The 16,713-nt window shown below is 42.4% G+C and carries 23 protein-coding genes; 21 read left to right on the top strand and 2 right to left on the bottom strand.

Annotated elements, in window-relative coordinates; all coding sequences use genetic code 11:
- The first annotated feature begins 180 nt into the window (after positions 1-180).
- From ACN6NB_RS11085 to ACN6NB_RS11075, 3 genes are all read left to right on the top strand, one after another.
- Positions 181-1,017 carry a lipoate--protein ligase family protein gene (locus tag ACN6NB_RS11085; RefSeq protein ID WP_039179911.1) on the top strand — a complete coding sequence of 279 codons (837 nt, stop codon included), beginning with the start codon at positions 181-183 and terminating at the stop codon, positions 1,015-1,017.
- A gap of 85 nt (positions 1,018-1,102) precedes the next feature.
- Positions 1,103-1,537, top strand: coding sequence for a transcriptional regulator MntR (gene mntR / locus ACN6NB_RS11080; RefSeq protein WP_003215946.1), 435 nt, complete (start codon positions 1,103-1,105; stop codon positions 1,535-1,537).
- 104 nt (positions 1,538-1,641) lie between these two features.
- A complete protein-coding gene (locus tag ACN6NB_RS11075) occupies positions 1,642-2,517 on the top strand; it encodes a patatin-like phospholipase family protein (protein WP_047202281.1) in 876 nt (291 codons plus the stop codon).
- Here the strand turns inward: ACN6NB_RS11075 and ACN6NB_RS11070 are convergent.
- Positions 2,514-2,909, bottom strand: coding sequence for an SA1362 family protein (locus ACN6NB_RS11070; RefSeq protein ID WP_039179905.1), 396 nt, complete (start codon positions 2,907-2,909; stop codon positions 2,514-2,516). The genes ACN6NB_RS11075 and ACN6NB_RS11070 overlap by 4 nt on opposite strands.
- 38 nt (positions 2,910-2,947) lie before the next feature.
- A complete protein-coding gene (locus tag ACN6NB_RS11065) occupies positions 2,948-3,904 on the bottom strand; it encodes a DUF1385 domain-containing protein (protein ID WP_039179902.1) in 957 nt (318 codons plus the stop codon).
- A gap of 223 nt (positions 3,905-4,127) precedes the next feature.
- Here ACN6NB_RS11065 and ACN6NB_RS11060 point away from each other — a divergent pair, with 223 nt between their 5' ends.
- The 18 genes from ACN6NB_RS11060 to folD all read left to right on the top strand — a co-directional run bounded on the left by ACN6NB_RS11060 (position 4,128) and on the right by folD (position 16,690).
- Complete coding sequence (locus ACN6NB_RS11060; protein ID WP_039179901.1) at positions 4,128-4,655, top strand: YqhR family membrane protein; 528 nt, start codon at positions 4,128-4,130, stop codon at positions 4,653-4,655.
- A gap of 108 nt (positions 4,656-4,763) precedes the next feature.
- Positions 4,764-5,207 (top strand): type II 3-dehydroquinate dehydratase, encoded by a 444-nt coding sequence (gene aroQ, locus ACN6NB_RS11055; RefSeq protein ID WP_034280247.1) that lies wholly within the window; start codon positions 4,764-4,766, stop codon positions 5,205-5,207.
- Positions 5,204-6,265, top strand: coding sequence for a M24 family metallopeptidase (locus ACN6NB_RS11050; protein ID WP_039179897.1), 1,062 nt, complete (start codon positions 5,204-5,206; stop codon positions 6,263-6,265). The genes aroQ and ACN6NB_RS11050 overlap by 4 nt, the downstream gene beginning before the upstream one ends.
- Positions 6,266-6,290: 25 nt before the next feature.
- Entirely contained in the window at positions 6,291-6,848 is a 558-nt protein-coding gene (gene efp, locus ACN6NB_RS11045) for an elongation factor P (protein ID WP_024422954.1), read from the top strand.
- A 328-nt stretch (positions 6,849-7,176) separates the two neighbouring features.
- Positions 7,177-7,458: a YqhV family protein gene (locus tag ACN6NB_RS11040; protein ID WP_039179893.1), complete on the top strand. Its 282-nt coding sequence runs from the start codon at positions 7,177-7,179 to the stop codon at positions 7,456-7,458.
- A gap of 66 nt (positions 7,459-7,524) precedes the next feature.
- On the top strand, positions 7,525-8,448 hold the full coding sequence (spoIIIAA, locus tag ACN6NB_RS11035; protein ID WP_144491418.1) for a stage III sporulation protein AA: 924 nt from the start codon (positions 7,525-7,527) through the stop codon (positions 8,446-8,448).
- Positions 8,442-8,957 carry a stage III sporulation protein SpoIIIAB gene (gene spoIIIAB / locus ACN6NB_RS11030; RefSeq protein WP_144491419.1) on the top strand — a complete coding sequence of 172 codons (516 nt, stop codon included), beginning with the start codon at positions 8,442-8,444 and terminating at the stop codon, positions 8,955-8,957. The genes spoIIIAA and spoIIIAB overlap by 7 nt, the downstream gene beginning before the upstream one ends.
- 19 nt (positions 8,958-8,976) lie before the next feature.
- On the top strand, positions 8,977-9,183 hold the full coding sequence (gene spoIIIAC / locus ACN6NB_RS11025) for a stage III sporulation protein AC (protein WP_003153142.1): 207 nt from the start codon (positions 8,977-8,979) through the stop codon (positions 9,181-9,183).
- A complete protein-coding gene (gene spoIIIAD / locus ACN6NB_RS11020) occupies positions 9,180-9,593 on the top strand; it encodes a stage III sporulation protein AD (protein ID WP_087978339.1) in 414 nt (137 codons plus the stop codon). Before spoIIIAC ends, spoIIIAD begins: the two co-directional genes overlap by 4 nt.
- Positions 9,594-9,612: 19 nt before the next feature.
- Positions 9,613-10,806: a stage III sporulation protein AE gene (gene spoIIIAE, locus ACN6NB_RS11015; protein WP_041086145.1), complete on the top strand. Its 1,194-nt coding sequence runs from the start codon at positions 9,613-9,615 to the stop codon at positions 10,804-10,806.
- A 14-nt stretch (positions 10,807-10,820) separates the two neighbouring features.
- Entirely contained in the window at positions 10,821-11,453 is a 633-nt protein-coding gene (spoIIIAF, locus tag ACN6NB_RS11010) for a stage III sporulation protein AF (RefSeq protein ID WP_144491420.1), read from the top strand.
- Positions 11,446-12,117: a stage III sporulation protein AG gene (gene spoIIIAG / locus ACN6NB_RS11005; RefSeq protein ID WP_039179881.1), complete on the top strand. Its 672-nt coding sequence runs from the start codon at positions 11,446-11,448 to the stop codon at positions 12,115-12,117. The genes spoIIIAF and spoIIIAG overlap by 8 nt, the downstream gene beginning before the upstream one ends.
- The gene (locus tag ACN6NB_RS11000) at positions 12,117-12,749 is read left to right on the top strand and encodes a SpoIIIAH-like family protein (RefSeq protein ID WP_185847121.1); all 633 of its coding nucleotides are present in this window, start codon (positions 12,117-12,119) and stop codon (positions 12,747-12,749) included. Before spoIIIAG ends, ACN6NB_RS11000 begins: the two co-directional genes overlap by 1 nt.
- A 195-nt stretch (positions 12,750-12,944) precedes the next feature.
- Positions 12,945-13,427: an acetyl-CoA carboxylase biotin carboxyl carrier protein gene (accB, locus tag ACN6NB_RS10995; RefSeq protein WP_039179875.1), complete on the top strand. Its 483-nt coding sequence runs from the start codon at positions 12,945-12,947 to the stop codon at positions 13,425-13,427.
- An 11-nt stretch (positions 13,428-13,438) separates the two neighbouring features.
- Complete coding sequence (accC, locus tag ACN6NB_RS10990) at positions 13,439-14,788, top strand: acetyl-CoA carboxylase biotin carboxylase subunit (protein WP_039179872.1); 1,350 nt, start codon at positions 13,439-13,441, stop codon at positions 14,786-14,788.
- Positions 14,789-14,813: 25 nt separating this feature from the next.
- Complete coding sequence (locus ACN6NB_RS10985; protein ID WP_034280262.1) at positions 14,814-15,221, top strand: Asp23/Gls24 family envelope stress response protein; 408 nt, start codon at positions 14,814-14,816, stop codon at positions 15,219-15,221.
- 210 nt (positions 15,222-15,431) lie between these two features.
- Entirely contained in the window at positions 15,432-15,827 is a 396-nt protein-coding gene (gene nusB / locus ACN6NB_RS10980) for a transcription antitermination factor NusB (RefSeq protein ID WP_012010530.1), read from the top strand.
- Between the two features lie 11 nt (positions 15,828-15,838).
- Entirely contained in the window at positions 15,839-16,690 is an 852-nt protein-coding gene (gene folD / locus ACN6NB_RS10975; RefSeq protein WP_039179869.1) for a bifunctional methylenetetrahydrofolate dehydrogenase/methenyltetrahydrofolate cyclohydrolase FolD, read from the top strand.
- Positions 16,691-16,713: the final 23 nt, after the last annotated feature.

Genomic DNA, 16,713 nt, shown 5'->3' with positions numbered 1-16,713 from the left:
TAGCCTGTCTGATGGTACGTTTTAGACAAATACTATTATAGTAAAGCATAAGAAACTTGTCATCATAAATGGTAAGAATTATTTTCAATTCCGTTCCTATTTGATAGACTGATGAAGAGAGAAAACCGGTGGTCACCACCATCATCTAACATTGACTACGTAAAAGAGAAGGGATTTTATATGCAAAAAGAGAAATGGTGTTTCATTGATTCAGGAAACCAAGACCCTGCCTTTAACATGGCAATGGACGAAGCCTTGCTTTATTGGCATAGTGAGAAGCTCATTCCGCCTGTTATCCGCTTTTATGGATGGGATCCGGCGACATTATCTGTTGGGTATTTTCAGAACGTTGAAAAAGAAATCAACCTAGAAGCTGTCAAGCGCTATGGTCTTGGATTTGTCCGCAGACCAACCGGAGGACGAGGAGTACTACATGACCAGGAGCTGACCTACAGCGTGATTGTGTCAGAGGAACATCCAGAAATGCCAGCAACGGTGACAGAGGCGTACCGTGTCATTTCAGAAGGCATTTTAGAAGGCTTTAAAGAGCTGGGACTCGATGCGTATTTTGCCATTCCTCGTACAGATAAAGAAAAGGAAAGCTTAAAGAACCCAAGATCTTCTGTATGCTTTGATGCCCCTTCTTGGTACGAGCTTGTTGTAGAAGGCAGAAAGGTAGCGGGCAGTGCTCAGACGAGACAAAAAGGTGTCATCCTCCAGCATGGATCTATTTTAATTGACCTTGATGAGGATAAATTATTCGATTTGTTCCTTTATCCTAACGACCGGGTAAGAGAGCGGATGCAGCGAAGCTTTAAAAACAAAGCGGTTGCCATCAATGAAATCTCAGACCGAACTTGTACGATAGACGATGCGCGTGTTGCGTTTAAAAGAGGATTTGAAAAAGGATTAAATATTGAGCTTGAACCTTATGAGCTGACAGATGAAGAATTAGCGTTTGTCCATCATCTCGCCAAAACGAAATATGCCTCAGATGATTGGAATTACAAGCGTTAAGACGATGGACACTCCTTGTTTTTTAATGAACGATGGTGTAGAATTGGGTTGATTATTAAGTAAAGGTGCATTATGGAGGGGTTTTATGACTACACCTAGTATGGAAGATTACATTGAACAAATTTATATGCTGATAGAAGAAAAAGGATATGCCAGAGTCTCTGATATTGCAGAAGCACTCGCTGTCCATCCCTCCTCTGTAACAAAAATGGTTCAGAAGCTAGATAAAGATGAATACCTCATTTATGAGAAGTATCGTGGTCTAATTTTAACCCCGAAAGGCAAAAAAATTGGAAAACGTCTCGTATACAGACATGAACTGCTGGAGCAATTTTTAAGAATCATTGGTGTAGATGAAGAGAAAATTTATGATGATGTAGAAGGCATTGAACATCATCTCAGCTGGAATAGCATTGACCGCATCGGCGATCTCGTTCAATTTTTTGAAGAAAACGATGAGCGATCTGTTCAGCTGAAAGCGATTCAAAAGAAAAACGAACAAACAAATCAAGAATCTTAATCAAAAAGGACACCCTTAGCATGGGTGTCCTTTTTGATTAAAGTTCTAATTGAAAGCAAATGCTCCTACACTATTATTAGCGTGAAATCAAAGGGGGCTCCTTGATGAAGATAGATGGTGTGTTCTCAGGTGGAGGCATTAAGGGGGCAGCGCTTGCTGGTGCCTATGAAGCGCTTGAAGCGAGAGGATTTCAATTTGTCCGTCTTGCTGGTACAAGTGCTGGAGCAATCATTGCTTCACTCATCGCAGCAGGTTTTACAAGCCAGGAAATTCGGGAGCTTTTAGATGAAATGGATGAGCATCAATTGCTTGATAGAAGATGTCAATTCATCCCGTTCAAAATGCTTAGGTGGGTATCCATTTACTGGCGTCTTGGTCTTTATAAAGGAGACCGGCTGGAAAAATGGCTGACTGATGTGCTAAAACGAAAAGGGGTCACCGTGTTTGGAGACCTCAAAAAAGATTCGCTGAAAATTGTTGCGTCCGATTTAACGAATGGAAAAATCCTCGTACTGCCAGACGACCTTCCTTCATATGGCTTGAATCCAGAGCGGTTTTCCGTGGCGAGGGCCATTCGAATGAGCTGCAGCCTGCCTTATTTTTTCGAACCTGTCAAACTGAAGTCTTCAAAAGGCATTTGTACCATTGTAGATGGAGGAGTGCTTAGCAATTTTCCAATTTGGCTGTTTGCTGAAGAGAAAAAAAGACCGTTCGTCGGTGTCACATTAACGCCAAACGAAAAAGAACGCCCACAACACTCCATCCGCAATGCGTTTGAACTGTTTGGCGCTCTTTTTGAAACGATGCGTGGTGCTCATGACGAAAGACATATCGCCACAAAACACGAACGTCATATTATTTTTATTCCTGTAGAACACGTCATTGCCACTGATTTTCAACTCATGACAGAAAAGAAAAAGGCGCTCGTCGATCTAGGTAGACAGAAGGCCGAGCAATTTTTAAAAAGCTGGACATTTTAAAATAAGGCGCGATTCTTCTTTTTGTTTTTCTTGCCTTCAATCACAGTCAAATGTGTTTGGCTTTTCTTTTTGAGAAGGACGGGCTTAGACTTGTGGTCAGTCGGCACGCTTCGCAAATGAGTGACCCGATTTTTCATCTGGCTTTTCGTTTTTGGTTTAGGCTGCTGGTAGCGACGTTTTGATTGTTTGACTGCTTTGCGATAAAGATTGCCTTCTGTTCCAGTTCTTCGATTCATCAGCCATCTAAATAGGAAAAATAGGGCCGCTCCAATGATCACAACAGACAGCAGCATTGTAAAAAGTCTGCCTGGGTTCGTTGTGAGTAAGTACACAAATCCCAAAACACCTAAAGCGAAAATAATGGTAAAAGCAGGATGTACTCGGCGATTCATAACTGTCCACCTCCGAAGGAATTTACCGGATTTATAAGTTAGATCACTTGATGAGCAGAATCTGACGCTTGTTTTAGAGATGCTTCCTCTAAACGAAGAAGTTCATTAAAACTTGCAATGGCTACCTCGACTTGATCGTCAGAAGGTTCTTTTGTTGTAAGCAATTGCAGCCAAAGGCCAGGATAGCCAAGCACTTTAAGTACAGGCACTTCTCGGAGTTTGTTCGTGAGCTGAAGCACTTCAAATGAAATGCCCAGAACAACCGGAATGAGCGCCAAGCGGTTCAGAACTCTCACCCATAAAGGATCTGTCGGTACGAGTAAATAGACGAACATTCCAACAATGACAGTGAATAAAATAAAGCTGCTGCCGCATCGATAATGCAGACGGGATTGCTTTTGGACATTTTCCACTGTGATGTCAAGGTTCTGTTCATAGCAGTTTATGACTTTATGTTCTGCCCCATGATATTGAAATACTCTTTTAATTAAAGGGGTCATGGAAATAAAGTAAATATAGCCTAATAAAAGGACCAATTTAAAGAATGTTTCCACTGCGATTTGTGCGAAATTCCCTGAAAAGATGGGACGCACAAGCTCTGCTAAAAAGACAGGTACCAGGGTAAAGACAAATTTACTAAAGAGAAGAGAGAGAACTCCGATCACAGCAATGCCGAAAATCATGGATAATTTCGAGCCTTTTTGTTCTTTTTCAAGAGTATGATCTTCAGAAGGATCTAAGTCATATCGCTCACTGGAGAAGTTTAAGTGCTTACTGCCGTTTGCGCTTGCTTCAACAAGTGCAGCAACACCCCTGACAAAGGGGATTTTCTTGAGAAAGGCGGTTCGTTTATTGGAGGTCCGGGGAAGCTTCAAAAACTCAATGGACTGGTCCTTTCGCCGAATCGCTGTCACATAGTTCTTCTTACCTCCGAACATGACACCTTCGACAACTGCCTGCCCTCCATAAGCTGGAGGTTTTGTTTGATTGGACATATTTCATCAACCTGCCTGTTTCCTGTAATTTACATGCATTTCCTTATACCTTTATTGTACAGGAAATGAGGGGAAATCACTAGCGCCCAGGTCGATTATCTACTAGAATTCTATCTACCTCTTTTTAGCCAGTATACCCTGTTTTAAAAATTTTACACTCACGCATGGAAATCCTTTTTTTTCATGACATTTTGGACATACTACTTGCTGGAGGTGTTCACAAATGAAACGTGATGAAAAGAAAAACCAAGAAGAAAAAAATCAGTCCGTGCAAACGACATCACTTGTGGCAAGAGCAGCTGCTACAGGCTTTGTAGGCGGTGTTTTTTGGGGCTTTATCGGGTTTCTGACCTATGTGTTCCATTTTTCAGAGGTGAGTCCTAACATGCTGCTTCAGCCATTTGTGCTCGGAGAGTGGAAAAAGGGAGGACTTGGTACTTTTATAAGTATTATGCTGTTAGGAATTTTATCGATTGGAGCCGCCTTTATTTATTATGGGCTTTTAAAAAGGATCAAAGGCTTTTGGATGGGTCTGGTTTATGGCGGGCTTTTATGGCTGCTCGTTTTTTACGTATTTAATCCCATTTTCCCAGATGTAAAGCAAGTACATGACTTGCAGCAAAGCACCATTGTAACGACATTTTGCCTATATATTTTATATGGCATGTTTGTCGGGTACAGCATTTCGTTTGAATATAATGAATTGACGAGTCAAAAGCTTGCGAGGGCACTCGGGAAAAAGACAGAATAAAGTGTAAATCACCTATTCATATGATAAAATATTTTTGGAAACGAAAGGTTTCTAAGGAAAAAGAAACAGATCTCAATATAGATTGAATTAGGGTGAAGGAGTGGTCATATGCCTCATTTTCTTGTACTGAATGGACCCAATTTAAATAGGCTTGGCAAAAGAGAGCCTGCTGTTTATGGAAGTAAGACGCTGACAGATTTAGAGACAGATTTGTTCCAGTTTGCAGAACGAGCAAACATTCAATTAACGTTCTTTCAATCGAATCACGAAGGGGATTTGATTGATGCGCTCCACGAAGCAGAAGATCAGTACGATGGAGTCGTGTTTAACCCGGGTGCATTTACCCACTACAGCTATGCGCTGAGAGATGCCATTGCAAGTATTTCTTTATCTGTCATTGAAGTACATATCTCAAATGTTCATAAGAGAGAGGAATTCCGCCATCATTCTGTACTTGCTCCAGTATGCCAAGGGCAAATCGTTGGACTTGGCTTAGAAGGGTATAAATTGGCGATTCGTTATTTAGTCAGTGAAGGGGGAGCAGTATCATGAAACTTGAAAAACTAAGAACACTTTTAAGTGAATTAGAGATCGATGGTCTTGTCATTACGAGCAGCTTTAATTTACAGTACATGACCAGCTTTACCGGATCTGCCGGCCTTGCAGTTGTTTCAAAGGACCGGGCAGCTTTTATCACGGACTTCCGCTATACAGAGCAAGCGAAGGATCAAGTCAAAGGTTATGACATCATTGAACATAAAGGAAACATTGTGGAAACGGCTGCCCAAACGGCGAAGGAATTTGGAGTAAAACGCCTTGGGTTTGAACAAAACCATATGACATTTGCCACGTATCAGCAGTACGCAGCCAAAGCAGGTGAGATAGAGCTTGTTCCAGTCTCTGAATCAGTTGAAAAGTTGCGCTTGATTAAGTCTAGTGAAGAGATTAAGATATTAGAGGAAGCTGCGAAGATTGCAGATCACGCCTTTGATCATATTCTCACTTACATCAAGCCGGGCCTGACGGAAATTGCTGTCATGAACGAGCTTGAATTTTTCATGAGAAAAGAAGGTGCTGAAGGATCTTCATTCGATATGATTGTTGCTTCTGGTGTTCGTTCAAGCCTGCCGCACGGAAGAGCGAGTGAAAAGGTAATTGAATCTGGTGATTTAGTGACACTCGATTTCGGTGCTTACTATAAAGGCTATTGTTCTGATATGACAAGAACGATTGCTGTCGGAACACCAAGCGACAAGCTAAAGGAAATTTATCATATCGTATTAGAAGCAGAAAACGCTGGTGTGGATAGAATCAAGCCAGGCTTAACAGGAAAAGAAGCTGATCGCATCACACGAGACATCATTGAAAAGTACGGCTATGGTCAATACTTCGGGCATTCAACCGGGCACGGGCTAGGTATGGAAGTACATGAAGCGCCAGGCCTTTCCTCACGATCAGAGGTCGTTTTAGAAGAGGGAATGGTCGTCACAGTTGAGCCGGGGATTTACTTGCCAGATGTCGGCGGCGTGAGAATTGAGGATGATATTGTCCTGACAGCTGACGGCAATAAACGATTGACCCACTCACCGAAAGAACTTATCATATTATGATGGTGAAATGTAGGAGGATGACAAAATGATTTCAGTAAACGATTTTCGTACTGGCCTGACAATTGAAGTGGACGGCGGTATTTGGCGAGTAGTGGATTTCCAGCACGTAAAACCAGGGAAAGGCGCAGCGTTTGTTCGTTCGAAACTGCGTAACCTGCGTACTGGTGCCATTCAAGAAAAAACATTCCGTGCAGGCGAAAAAGTAGCGAAAGCACAAATCGAAACAAAAACAATGCAATACTTGTATGCTAATGGCGATCAGCATGTCTTCATGGATACAAGTTCTTATGAGCAGCTTGAACTAAGTGAAGCACAAATTAAAGATGAGCTGAAATATTTGCTTGAAAATATGTCTGTTCAAATCGTGATGTACGGTGCTGAAACACTTGGAGTAGAACTTCCAAACACAGTAGAACTAGAAGTAGTAGAAACAGAGCCTGGTATTAAAGGTGACACAACATCAGGCGGTTCAAAACCGGCAAAAACTGAAACTGGTTTAATCGTCAACGTTCCTTTCTTTGTGAACCAAGGAGATAAACTAGTGATTAATACATCAGACGGCTCATACGTTTCAAGAGCGTAATGAACGAAAAAAGGCTGTAAACCTCGTGTTTACAGCCTTTGTCTTCTTTTCAGTGTGATAGAAAACCTTTGCAGTCTAGGAAGGGTGAGCACTGGCGCGGAGCGAATTTGTTATTCGTGAGCACCAGCGCGCAGACCTGACACCGAATGCGAGGGTTTGTCTACACGCTGAGACTGTAAACCTCGTGTTTACAGTCTTTTTTTATTGAAAAATGACTCCTCAAGACTGGCCTTCTCTCAATTCTCTCATTCATCTCTCTTCCTTCCTGAAAAACAAGACTACTTCCAAATGGTCAAGCATATAGTGTAAAAAAAGCTGGAGGTTCTATATGAAACAATTTCTCCCAGGCATACACCCGTCGGTCGCTGCAATGGCAGGCATGAGGTTCTTATCCGCTGCCATTGAACTGACGGCAGCCATCCTCATTTTAATCACAAATGATGTACGGAAAGCGGTGGTCATCAATAGTATATTGGCGATCATCGGGCCACTCATTTTTATTATCACGATGACGATTGGAATCTATCAAATTGCAGGGCAGCTATCCTATGCAAAGCTCGTGTTCATTTTCATTGGTGTCGTGTTTATTCTTGTTGGGATCTATAAGTGAAACGGCTTGGCATAATTAACGGCTCACATCATACATTTTAGAGAAGAAAAAAAGGAGGGGAATTCGTTGCGGAGTTTGTTGGATATTCTCCCGCACTCGATTGGACAAGAACTCAGACTGCTGAAAGAGGCAGAATGGGCGCAAATAGAAGAAATCCGCATTCGCACGGAACGTCCTATTGAACTGATGCAAGGAGGAAAAGCACGTTTTCTTTCTTATCACACAACCTGGGAAGATGCGTCTCAGCTATTAGGCAGGCTGAGCAATTACAGCATGTACACACTTGAGGAAGAGCTAAAACAGGGCTATATCACCATATCTGGCGGACACCGGGTAGGACTTGCAGGAAAAGTGATCGTTGAAAACGGATTTGTCAAAGGGCTAAGAGATATCTCTTCATTTAATATCCGCATTGCAAAAGAAAAAATCGGGATTGCGCTTCCCTTTCTTCCTTATTTATATGAAGAACACTGGCACAATACACTCATCATCGGTCCCCCGCAAACGGGGAAAACCACATTGCTCCGGGATATAGCACGTCTTGCTAGTACAGGCACAAAGACAATTCCTCCTAGAAAAACAGGCATTATTGATGAGCGTTCTGAAATTGCCGGTTGTATAAGAGGGGTGCCGCAGCACCATTTTGGCCACCGGGTTGATGTACTCGATGCGTGTCCAAAGGCTGAAGGATTGATGATGATGATTCGGTCAATGAGCCCAGAGGTCATGATTGTCGATGAAATCGGAAAAAGCGAGGATGTCGAGGCACTTTTAGAAGCGATTCATGCCGGAGTCAACATCATCGTCTCAGCTCATGGCTATTCACTTGAAGATGTATATAAACGTCCTTCATTTAAGCCGTTATGGGAGCTTCGTGTGTTTGAACGATATGTTGAATTAAATCGAAACAATGGACCAGGTACGATCGGGCGGATGTACGGCGGGGACGGCCAAGAGATGAAATGGAGGCGGGGAGTGGACGTATGTTAAAGCTCATTGGCGCTATTTTCATTGTCGCGGCCACGACTTGGGGAGGATTCGAGTTTGCCAAACGATACAGCGACAGACCTAAACAAATTCGGCAGCTGCGCTTTGCTCTCCAGTCTCTTGAAGCTGAAATTATGTATGGCCAAACCCCTTTAACGCGGGCTGCAGAGCAAATTGCAGCGCAGGTAGGTCCTCCTGTGAATCAGCTGTTTGAACAATTTTCAGAGAAGCTGAAAGTGGGGACTTTTTCTGCACGTCATGCATGGAACGAAAGTCTTGAAGATGTTTGGAAAAAGACTGTATTGAAAAAAGGCGAATATGAGGCGCTGAAGCACTTTGGGGAAACTCTTGGCCAGCATGATGTCACTTCTCAGCAAAAGTACATCAAGCTTGCTTTAGGCCATTTGGAATCAGAGGAGAAAGAAGCAGAAATCGCCCAAGCGAAAAATGAAAAAATGGTCAGAAGCCTTGGATTTTTAAGCGGATTGTTACTGATTCTTTTATTGATGTGAGAGGAAGGGAGTCGAGAGCATGGGCGTTGATGTAAACGTCATTTTTCAAATTGCCGGAGTAGGCATCGTCGTGGCCTTTCTCCATACGATTTTAGACCAAATGGGGAAGAAAGAGTACGCTCAGTGGGTGACGCTGCTTGGGTTTATCTACATTTTGTTTATGGTGGCAACCATTGTAGACGATTTGTTTAAAAAGATTAAAGCCGTATTTCTATTTCAAGGATAGGGGAGGGCTTACAAATCGAAATCATACAAATTGTTGGACTTGGTTTAATCGCTACTTTTTTAGCATTAATCGTCAAAGAACAGAAGCCAACCTTCGCCTTTATGCTTGTCGTTTTTACTGGATGTGTGATTTTCCTTTATTTAATTGATCAAATCTATGCCATTATCTCAATGATTGAAAAAATTGCAGCAAGTGCCGGCGTCAATATGAAGTATGTTGAAACCATATTGAAGATCATCGGCATTGCCTATATTGCGGAATTTGGCGCTCAGCTGACGAAAGATGCTGGGCAAGGCGCCATTGCATCAAAAATAGAGCTAGGCGGTAAGATTCTCATCTTGGTCATGGCAGTACCGATTTTAACAGTCATCATTGAGACGATCTTAGGGATGATCCCGTCCATGACGTAAATGAAAAGAGGTGATGACAATGAAACGGGTGACCGCTGTAATGGGATTAATGCTTTTCTTTTGGCTGTTTGCTCCGCATGCAGGTGCAGAAGAAAAAGAACCTTTATCTAATGAACAGCCAGCAGCAGAGGAAGTGGCGAATGGACAGGCTGATGCACTTGAGCTTCATTCCATCAGTGACTTTTGGGAAACCATTTTGGACGAGTATGGCGGCTTTTTGCCAGAAAGCCAAAAGGGCACAGTGAAGGAAATGATTGACGGCGATAAAGAGCTGTCTCCCCAAACATGGCTGAAAGCCTTTGTACATTATCTATTTCACGAGGTCATTGCAAACGGAAAGCTCCTAGGTACTCTCATTTTACTCACCATCTTTTGTTCGCTTTTGCAGCTTTTGCAAAATGCTTTTGAACAAAGCACTGTCAGCAAAGTCGCATATGCTCTTGTTTATATGGTACTGATTATTATTGCACTCAACAGCTTTCATGTGGCGATTTCCTATGCCACAGAAGCCATTCAAACGATGACCAGTTTTATTCTTGCTCTTATTCCTCTTTTACTAGCGCTTATTGCTTCATCAGGCGGGCTTGTCTCAGCCGGATTCTTTCATCCTGTTATTTTATTTTTAATGAACACGAGCGGTGTTTTCATTCAATATGTCGTTCTTCCGCTCATCTTTTTATCAGCGATATTGAGCATTGTCAGTACGCTGACCGAACAATACAAGGTCACCCAGCTTGCGCAGCTATTAAGAAATGTGGCAATTGGCGGGCTTGCCGTTTTTTTGACCGTTTTTCTCGGCGTCATTTCCGTTCAGGGGGCATCTGCGGCGGTTACTGATGGAATCGCTCTTCGTACAGCCAAATTCATTACCGGAAACTTCATCCCTGTCCTAGGCAGAATGTTTACAGATGCGACGGATACCGTGATCAGCGCCTCTGTTTTACTTAAAAATACAGTTGGACTAGTTGGGGTCGCCATTTTGATTTCAATTGCCGCCTTCCCGGCGATTAAAGTACTTTCGTTAGCCCTTATATATAAGCTTGCTGCCGCGATCCTTCAGCCGTTAGGGGGCGGACCCATCATCAGCTGTCTTGATGTCATTTCAAAAAGTGTGCTGTATATATTTGCCGCACTTGCAGTTGTGTCGCTCATGTTCTTTTTAAGCATTACCGTCATCATCACTGCGGGTAACCTGACCATGATGATGAAGTAAGGAGGGGACACCTTTTGAGCTTTCTCACGGAATGGATCACAAGTATTATTCTCTTTATCTTATTTGCGATTGTCATTGATCTTCTGCTTCCCAATTCGAGCATGCAAAAGTATGCAAAAATGGTCGTCAGTCTGCTGCTCATCGTCGTAATGCTCAATCCGATTTTTGCTTTATTTCGAGCAGATCCTGACCAAATTTTTTCAGAATTGATGAAAGGGAAGGAAGAAGCGCAGTCAGAAGAAATAAAAAATCAGATGAATTTAGAAAAAAAAGAAATACAAGCCTCTCAGCGTGCATATATTTTAAAGCAAATGGCTGTCCAACTAGAAAAAAGCGCAAAGGAGCCACTGGAGAAGGAGAGCTATGAAATGAAACACGTAGAAGTGCTGGCTGATGAGGAGCATCTGGATCAGAATATGGAGGCGGATCAATTTCGCATCAAAGCAGTTCTTTCCCCGCTCACAGGTGATGCTGTAGAAACGGTGGCAAAGGTGGACATTGATCTCTCCAGGCAAAAGGAGGAAAGCGCTGAATCTTCTAGCAAAGAGATCACGAGGGTGAAAGAGACGCTGGCTGATGTTTGGAATACGAGTCCTAAGCACATCGCGCTGAACATTGAGGGAGGTGACGCAGCAGATCATGAATAACAAGGACTGGAAACAAAAGCTGAAATCATTCTTCCAGCCGCCTGAAAAAGGTGAAGGGAAACCCAAATTAACGAAGCACCATTACTTGCTGCTTGTATTCATTATCGGCGTATCTTTCATGTTAGTCAGTCAGATCTTGTCACCGCCATCAAGCAAACAACAAGCTGCGGTTCCTGCTGCTAAAAAAACATCCTCAGAAGAGCAGGAAGTATTCAAACCGGCATCCTCAGGTAAACCAAAGAATTCAATTGAGGACGTGGAGCAAGAATACGAAAACCAGCTGAAAGAAATTTTAGAGACCATCATCGGCGTTGAGGATGTATCCATTGTGGTCAATGTAGATGCAACGTCTTTAAAAGTGTTTGAAAAAAACAAATCTAATAAAAGTACAACGACCGAGGAAACAGATAAAGAAGGCGGTGTACGAAGTGTCACCGATCAAACAAAAGAAGAAGAAGTCGTCATCATCAAAAATGGGAATGAAGAAACACCAGTCGTTGTTCAAACGAAAAAGCCAGAAATTCGAGGTGTCCTCGTTGTTGCTCAAGGAGTAGACAACGTTCAAATAAAGAAAACCATCATTGAAGCGGTTACACGAGTGCTTGATGTACCGAGCCATAGAGTGGCTGTTGCCCCTAAAAAAATCAAGGAGGATTCGGAATGATGTTAAAAAAACAAACGGTTTGGCTATTAACGATGCTAAGTTTAGTTGTCGTATTAAGTGTGTACTATATCATGTCTCCACAGGGTGAAAATGCAGTGACAGTAGAAGATACAAAATCAAAAGGGACTGAAGAGAAAAAGGTTGAAACAGAAAAAGGAACGGACAAAGGAATGGAAAAAGGCGCTGATAAGAAATCCACTGACAAAGAAACAAACGGCAAACAAGAGGGTATCGAAACAAGCGGTGAAGAAGGAAAGGCTGTGTCAGAGCAGACAGACGATGAGCTTTTTACAACATACAGACTAGAGCTTGAAGATAAACGAAGCAAGCAGCGCGAAGAATACAACGAAATCGTCTCCAGTGACGATGCAACGGCACAAGAAAAAAGTGAAGCATATGATCAAATGACAGCGCTTAGTGAAGCAGAAGGAACTGAGCGTCAGCTCGAGACCTTGATCAAAACAAAAGGCTATAAAGATGCGCTCGTAAGTGCTGAAGGAGATAAAGTGAGCATCACGGTTCGTTCTGATAAAAAATCAAAGTCTCAAGCGGCCGATATTATTGATATGGTCACAAAAGAAATGAGAGGTCTTGATAACGTAGCTGTCACTTTTGAGCCCACTAATCAATAAAAAATGAACTGGCGCCCTTTGCCGAAAAGGGCGTTTTTTGATGCGGCTTGACGCCCCTTCCAAGGTGCTTTCGCGAGACGCTTCGCCACAATAGTAGTTGAATTCATTGAAATCCTCCTGTAAGATGTGTATAGTACGTACTTTTAGTACTAGCCTATAATTAAAAGATAAATCCATACATAGGGGTGCAAATCCATGTTAAAAATTGAAGAAATTCATGAACTGATTAAATTAATTGACGACTCTACAATCGACGAATTTACGTACGAAAACGAAGGTGCGAAAATCAAACTGAAGAAAAATAAAGAAGTCGTTCAGCAAGTTGCGGCACAAGCACCAGTGGCTCCTGTCCAAGCAGCTCCAGCTCAACAAGCTCCTACAGCACAAGCTCCAGCTCAGACTGAAGCCCCTGCACAAGAGGCAACTGCGTCTGAAAATCTGCATAAAATCACATCCCCAATGGTTGGCACATTTTATGCTTCCTCTTCACCAGAAGCAGATCCATACGTGACAACAGGTTCTAAGGTGAAGGAAAATTCAGTTGTATGTATCGTTGAAGCGATGAAACTGTTTAATGAAATCGAAGCAGAAGTAAAAGGTGAAATCGTCGAAGTATTAGCTGAAAACGGTCAGCTTGTAGAATTCGGACAACCCCTCTTTCTAGTGAAAGCAGAGTAAGGAGTACGATCATGATTAAAAAGCTATTAATTGCAAACAGAGGAGAAATCGCAGTTAGAATTATCCGCGCTTGTAAAGAGCTTGGAATTGAAACTGTTGCGGTATTTTCTGAAGCGGATCGCGATGCGCTGCATGTACAAATGGCTGATGAAGCATATTGCATCGGACCAACGGCTTCTAAAGATAGTTATTTAAATGTCACGAATATCGTCAGCGTAGCAAAATTAACAGGAACAGATGCCATCCATCCAGGATACGGCTTTCTAGCAGAAAATGCAGACTTTGCAGAGCTTTGCGAGGAATGTAATGTAATCTTTGTTGGACCAACCGCGTCAGCGATTTCCAAAATGGGAACGAAAGATGTCGCGCGAGAAACAATGAAGAGTGCAGGCGTCCCGATCGTTCCTGGTTCTCAAGGAATTGTAAAAGATCTTGATGATGCTGTTTCAACAGCAGCTAGTATTGGGTATCCTGTCATTATTAAAGCAACTGCAGGCGGAGGCGGTAAAGGAATCCGTGTGGCTCGTACAGAAGAAGAGCTTATTAACGGAGTCACCATCACGCAGCAGGAAGCGGCGCAAAACTTTGGGAACCCTGGTGTCTATTTAGAAAAGTTCATTGAAGACTTTAGACATGTGGAAATCCAAGTGCTTGCAGATCAGCATGGCAATACGATTCATTTAGGAGAGCGTGACTGCTCGATCCAAAGAAGAATGCAAAAGCTTCTTGAAGAAACACCATCACCAGCACTGAATGCAGACATCCGTGAGCAAATGGGTGAAGCAGCCGTAAAAGCAGCAGAAGCTGTTGAATATACAGGTGCTGGAACAGTTGAATTCATTTATGATTATAATGAAGAGAAGTTCTACTTCATGGAAATGAATACTCGTATTCAAGTAGAGCATCCTGTGACAGAAATGGTCACAGGTGTAGACTTGATCAAAGAACAGATCAAGGTTGCATCAGGTGAGAAGCTTTCTCTTACACAAGAGGATGTCGTATATGAAGGCTGGGCGATCGAATGCCGTATCAATGCAGAGAACCCAGAGAAAAACTTCATGCCTTCAGCTGGTGAAATTAAAATGTATCTTCCGCCAGGCGGTTTAGGAGTACGTGTTGATTCTGCCGCTTATCCGGGCTATGTGATTCCGCCATATTATGACAGCATGATTGCAAAAGTGATCACATATGGTAAGACGAGAGAAGAAGCGATTGCGAAAATGAAACGTGCGCTTCAAGAATTCGTCATTGAAGGAGTCTACACAACGATTCCATTCCACCTTAGATTGCTCGAGCATGAAACATTTGTGAGTGGTAATTTTAATACGAAGTTTTTAGAAACATACCAAATCATGAAATAATCACAGCTTTCGGAGGTGAATGATCGTGTCAGAAAACAATTTGCTTGAAATGAACCTTGATGAAGATCAATTGGGAAAAGTGCAAATTGCACCAGAAGTGATTGAAGTCATTGCTGGGATCGCCGCTTCAGAAGTCGAAGGCATTGCCGAAATGCGCGGCAATTTCGCTGCTGATGTAGCAGAACGCTTTGGTAAGAAAAATCACCGTAAAGGTGTAAAAGTAGATGTCTCTGATGAAGGCATCACAATCGATGTGTATTGTGTGGTTGAATTTGGCCTATCCATTCCAAAGGTATCCACTGCTGTACAAGAAAATATCCGTCAAACCCTTTTAAACATGACTGCCTTAACGATTAATGAAATTAACATTCATGTCGTTGGCATTCAATTTGATACAAAAGCACCTGAGGCTGAAGTAGATCAAGAAATGTAAAGAAGGGTTCAAGTGAAACCAAGGAGGCATTGCCTCTTTGGTTTTTTAAAGCCCATTTTTGGGTGATTTCCGAATATTGATAACGTCACGTGTTGATTGATTCGTTTTTCGTCACAGCTCGCATGGATCTTGGTGCGACCACGGTCAAAATATGTTATGATCTCTGTATGGCTTAACGACAAGCGGATAAAGTGGTTAAAGGAGTAAATAATGAAAAGAAGAACTGCAAGAGAAAAGGCGTTACAAACATTATTTCAAATTGATGTGAGCAATATTGATCCGAAAGAGGCCATTACACATGCGCTGGATGAACAAGAATCAGATCCTTTTTTCGAGGAACTGGTTTTCGGTGTGCTTGAACAAAAGGACAAGCTTGATGACATGATCTCACAGCATCTAGTGAATTGGAAACTCGATCGTATTGCAAACGTAGACAGAGCCATTTTAAGGCTGTCTGTGTACGAGATGGTGTATCAAGAAGACATCCCAGTTAGTGTCTCAATGAATGAAGCGATTGAACTTGCCAAATTATTCGGCGATGATAAAGCACCGAAATTTGTAAATGGTGTACTTTCGAACATTAAAAACGACCTAAAGCAGCAATAGGAGGATTCGACATGACAGCAACAATCATCGATGGGAAAGAAACAGCAAAAGAAAAGCGTGAACAATTAGCAAAAGAAGTAGAAGAGCTAAAACAAAAAGGAGTCACACCTGGTCTTGCCGTTATTCTAATCGGTGATGATCCGGCTTCACTTTCTTACGTACGCGGGAAGAAAAAAGCAGCAGAAGCAATGGGCATGCATTTCCAGCTTGATCATTTAGATGCTTCTTTAACAGAAGAAGAATTGCTTCAGCTGATTGATCAGTACAATGCGAACGATCAATTCCACGGGATTCTTGTTCAACTTCCACTGCCTAAACACATTTCTGAAAAAGCCGTTATTGAACGTATTTCACCTGAGAAAGATGTAGATGGTTTCCATCCATTAAATATCGGGAAAATGCTGCTTGGGGAAGATACATTCCTTCCTTGTACACCAGCAGGTATTGTTGAATTATTGAACAAAACGGGTGTCGATCTTTCTGGAAAAGAAGTGGTTGTTGTGGGGCGCAGCAATATTGTCGGCAAACCAGTTGGACAATTGCTGTTAAATGAAAACGCAACGGTTACTTACTGCCATTCAAGAACGGCAAATATTTCAGAACACACGTTAAAAGCGGACATTTTAGTTGTTGCCGTCGGTCGAGCAAACTTTATTAAAGCTGACCAAATCAAAGAAGGCGCAATTGTCATCGATGTAGGAGTCAATCGTTTGGATACTGGGAAGCTTGTCGGGGATGTTGATTTTGAAGGAGCAAAAGAAAAAGCTTCTTACATCACACCAGTCCCTGGCGGAGTCGGTCCAATGACGATTACGATGCTTGCACACAATACGGTTAAATCAGCAAAACGTACATTAGCATAAGCTTTATCCATTCATCCACCTGC

The organism is Bacillus sp. 11B20, from assembly GCF_056098985.1.
Note: the sequence above shows the minus strand (reverse complement) of the source record. Positions and strands in the feature narration are given on the sequence as shown.

Coding starts and splice junctions, on each gene's coding strand:
- ACN6NB_RS11085 (WP_039179911.1), top strand. CDS start 181: ATGCAAAAAGAGAAATGGTGTTTCATTGATTCAGGAAACCAAGACCCT.
- mntR (WP_003215946.1), top strand. CDS start 1,103: ATGACTACACCTAGTATGGAAGATTACATTGAACAAATTTATATGCTG.
- ACN6NB_RS11075 (WP_047202281.1), top strand. CDS start 1,642: ATGAAGATAGATGGTGTGTTCTCAGGTGGAGGCATTAAGGGGGCAGCG.
- ACN6NB_RS11070 (WP_039179905.1), bottom strand. CDS start 2,909: ATGAATCGCCGAGTACATCCTGCTTTTACCATTATTTTCGCTTTAGGT.
- ACN6NB_RS11065 (WP_039179902.1), bottom strand. CDS start 3,904: ATGTCCAATCAAACAAAACCTCCAGCTTATGGAGGGCAGGCAGTTGTC.
- ACN6NB_RS11060 (WP_039179901.1), top strand. CDS start 4,128: ATGAAACGTGATGAAAAGAAAAACCAAGAAGAAAAAAATCAGTCCGTG.
- aroQ (WP_034280247.1), top strand. CDS start 4,764: ATGCCTCATTTTCTTGTACTGAATGGACCCAATTTAAATAGGCTTGGC.
- ACN6NB_RS11050 (WP_039179897.1), top strand. CDS start 5,204: ATGAAACTTGAAAAACTAAGAACACTTTTAAGTGAATTAGAGATCGAT.
- efp (WP_024422954.1), top strand. CDS start 6,291: ATGATTTCAGTAAACGATTTTCGTACTGGCCTGACAATTGAAGTGGAC.
- ACN6NB_RS11040 (WP_039179893.1), top strand. CDS start 7,177: ATGAAACAATTTCTCCCAGGCATACACCCGTCGGTCGCTGCAATGGCA.
- spoIIIAB (WP_144491419.1), top strand. CDS start 8,442: ATGTTAAAGCTCATTGGCGCTATTTTCATTGTCGCGGCCACGACTTGG.
- spoIIIAC (WP_003153142.1), top strand. CDS start 8,977: ATGGGCGTTGATGTAAACGTCATTTTTCAAATTGCCGGAGTAGGCATC.
- spoIIIAE (WP_041086145.1), top strand. CDS start 9,613: ATGAAACGGGTGACCGCTGTAATGGGATTAATGCTTTTCTTTTGGCTG.
- spoIIIAG (WP_039179881.1), top strand. CDS start 11,446: ATGAATAACAAGGACTGGAAACAAAAGCTGAAATCATTCTTCCAGCCG.
- ACN6NB_RS11000 (WP_185847121.1), top strand. CDS start 12,117: ATGTTAAAAAAACAAACGGTTTGGCTATTAACGATGCTAAGTTTAGTT.
- accB (WP_039179875.1), top strand. CDS start 12,945: ATGTTAAAAATTGAAGAAATTCATGAACTGATTAAATTAATTGACGAC.
- accC (WP_039179872.1), top strand. CDS start 13,439: ATGATTAAAAAGCTATTAATTGCAAACAGAGGAGAAATCGCAGTTAGA.
- nusB (WP_012010530.1), top strand. CDS start 15,432: ATGAAAAGAAGAACTGCAAGAGAAAAGGCGTTACAAACATTATTTCAA.
- folD (WP_039179869.1), top strand. CDS start 15,839: ATGACAGCAACAATCATCGATGGGAAAGAAACAGCAAAAGAAAAGCGT.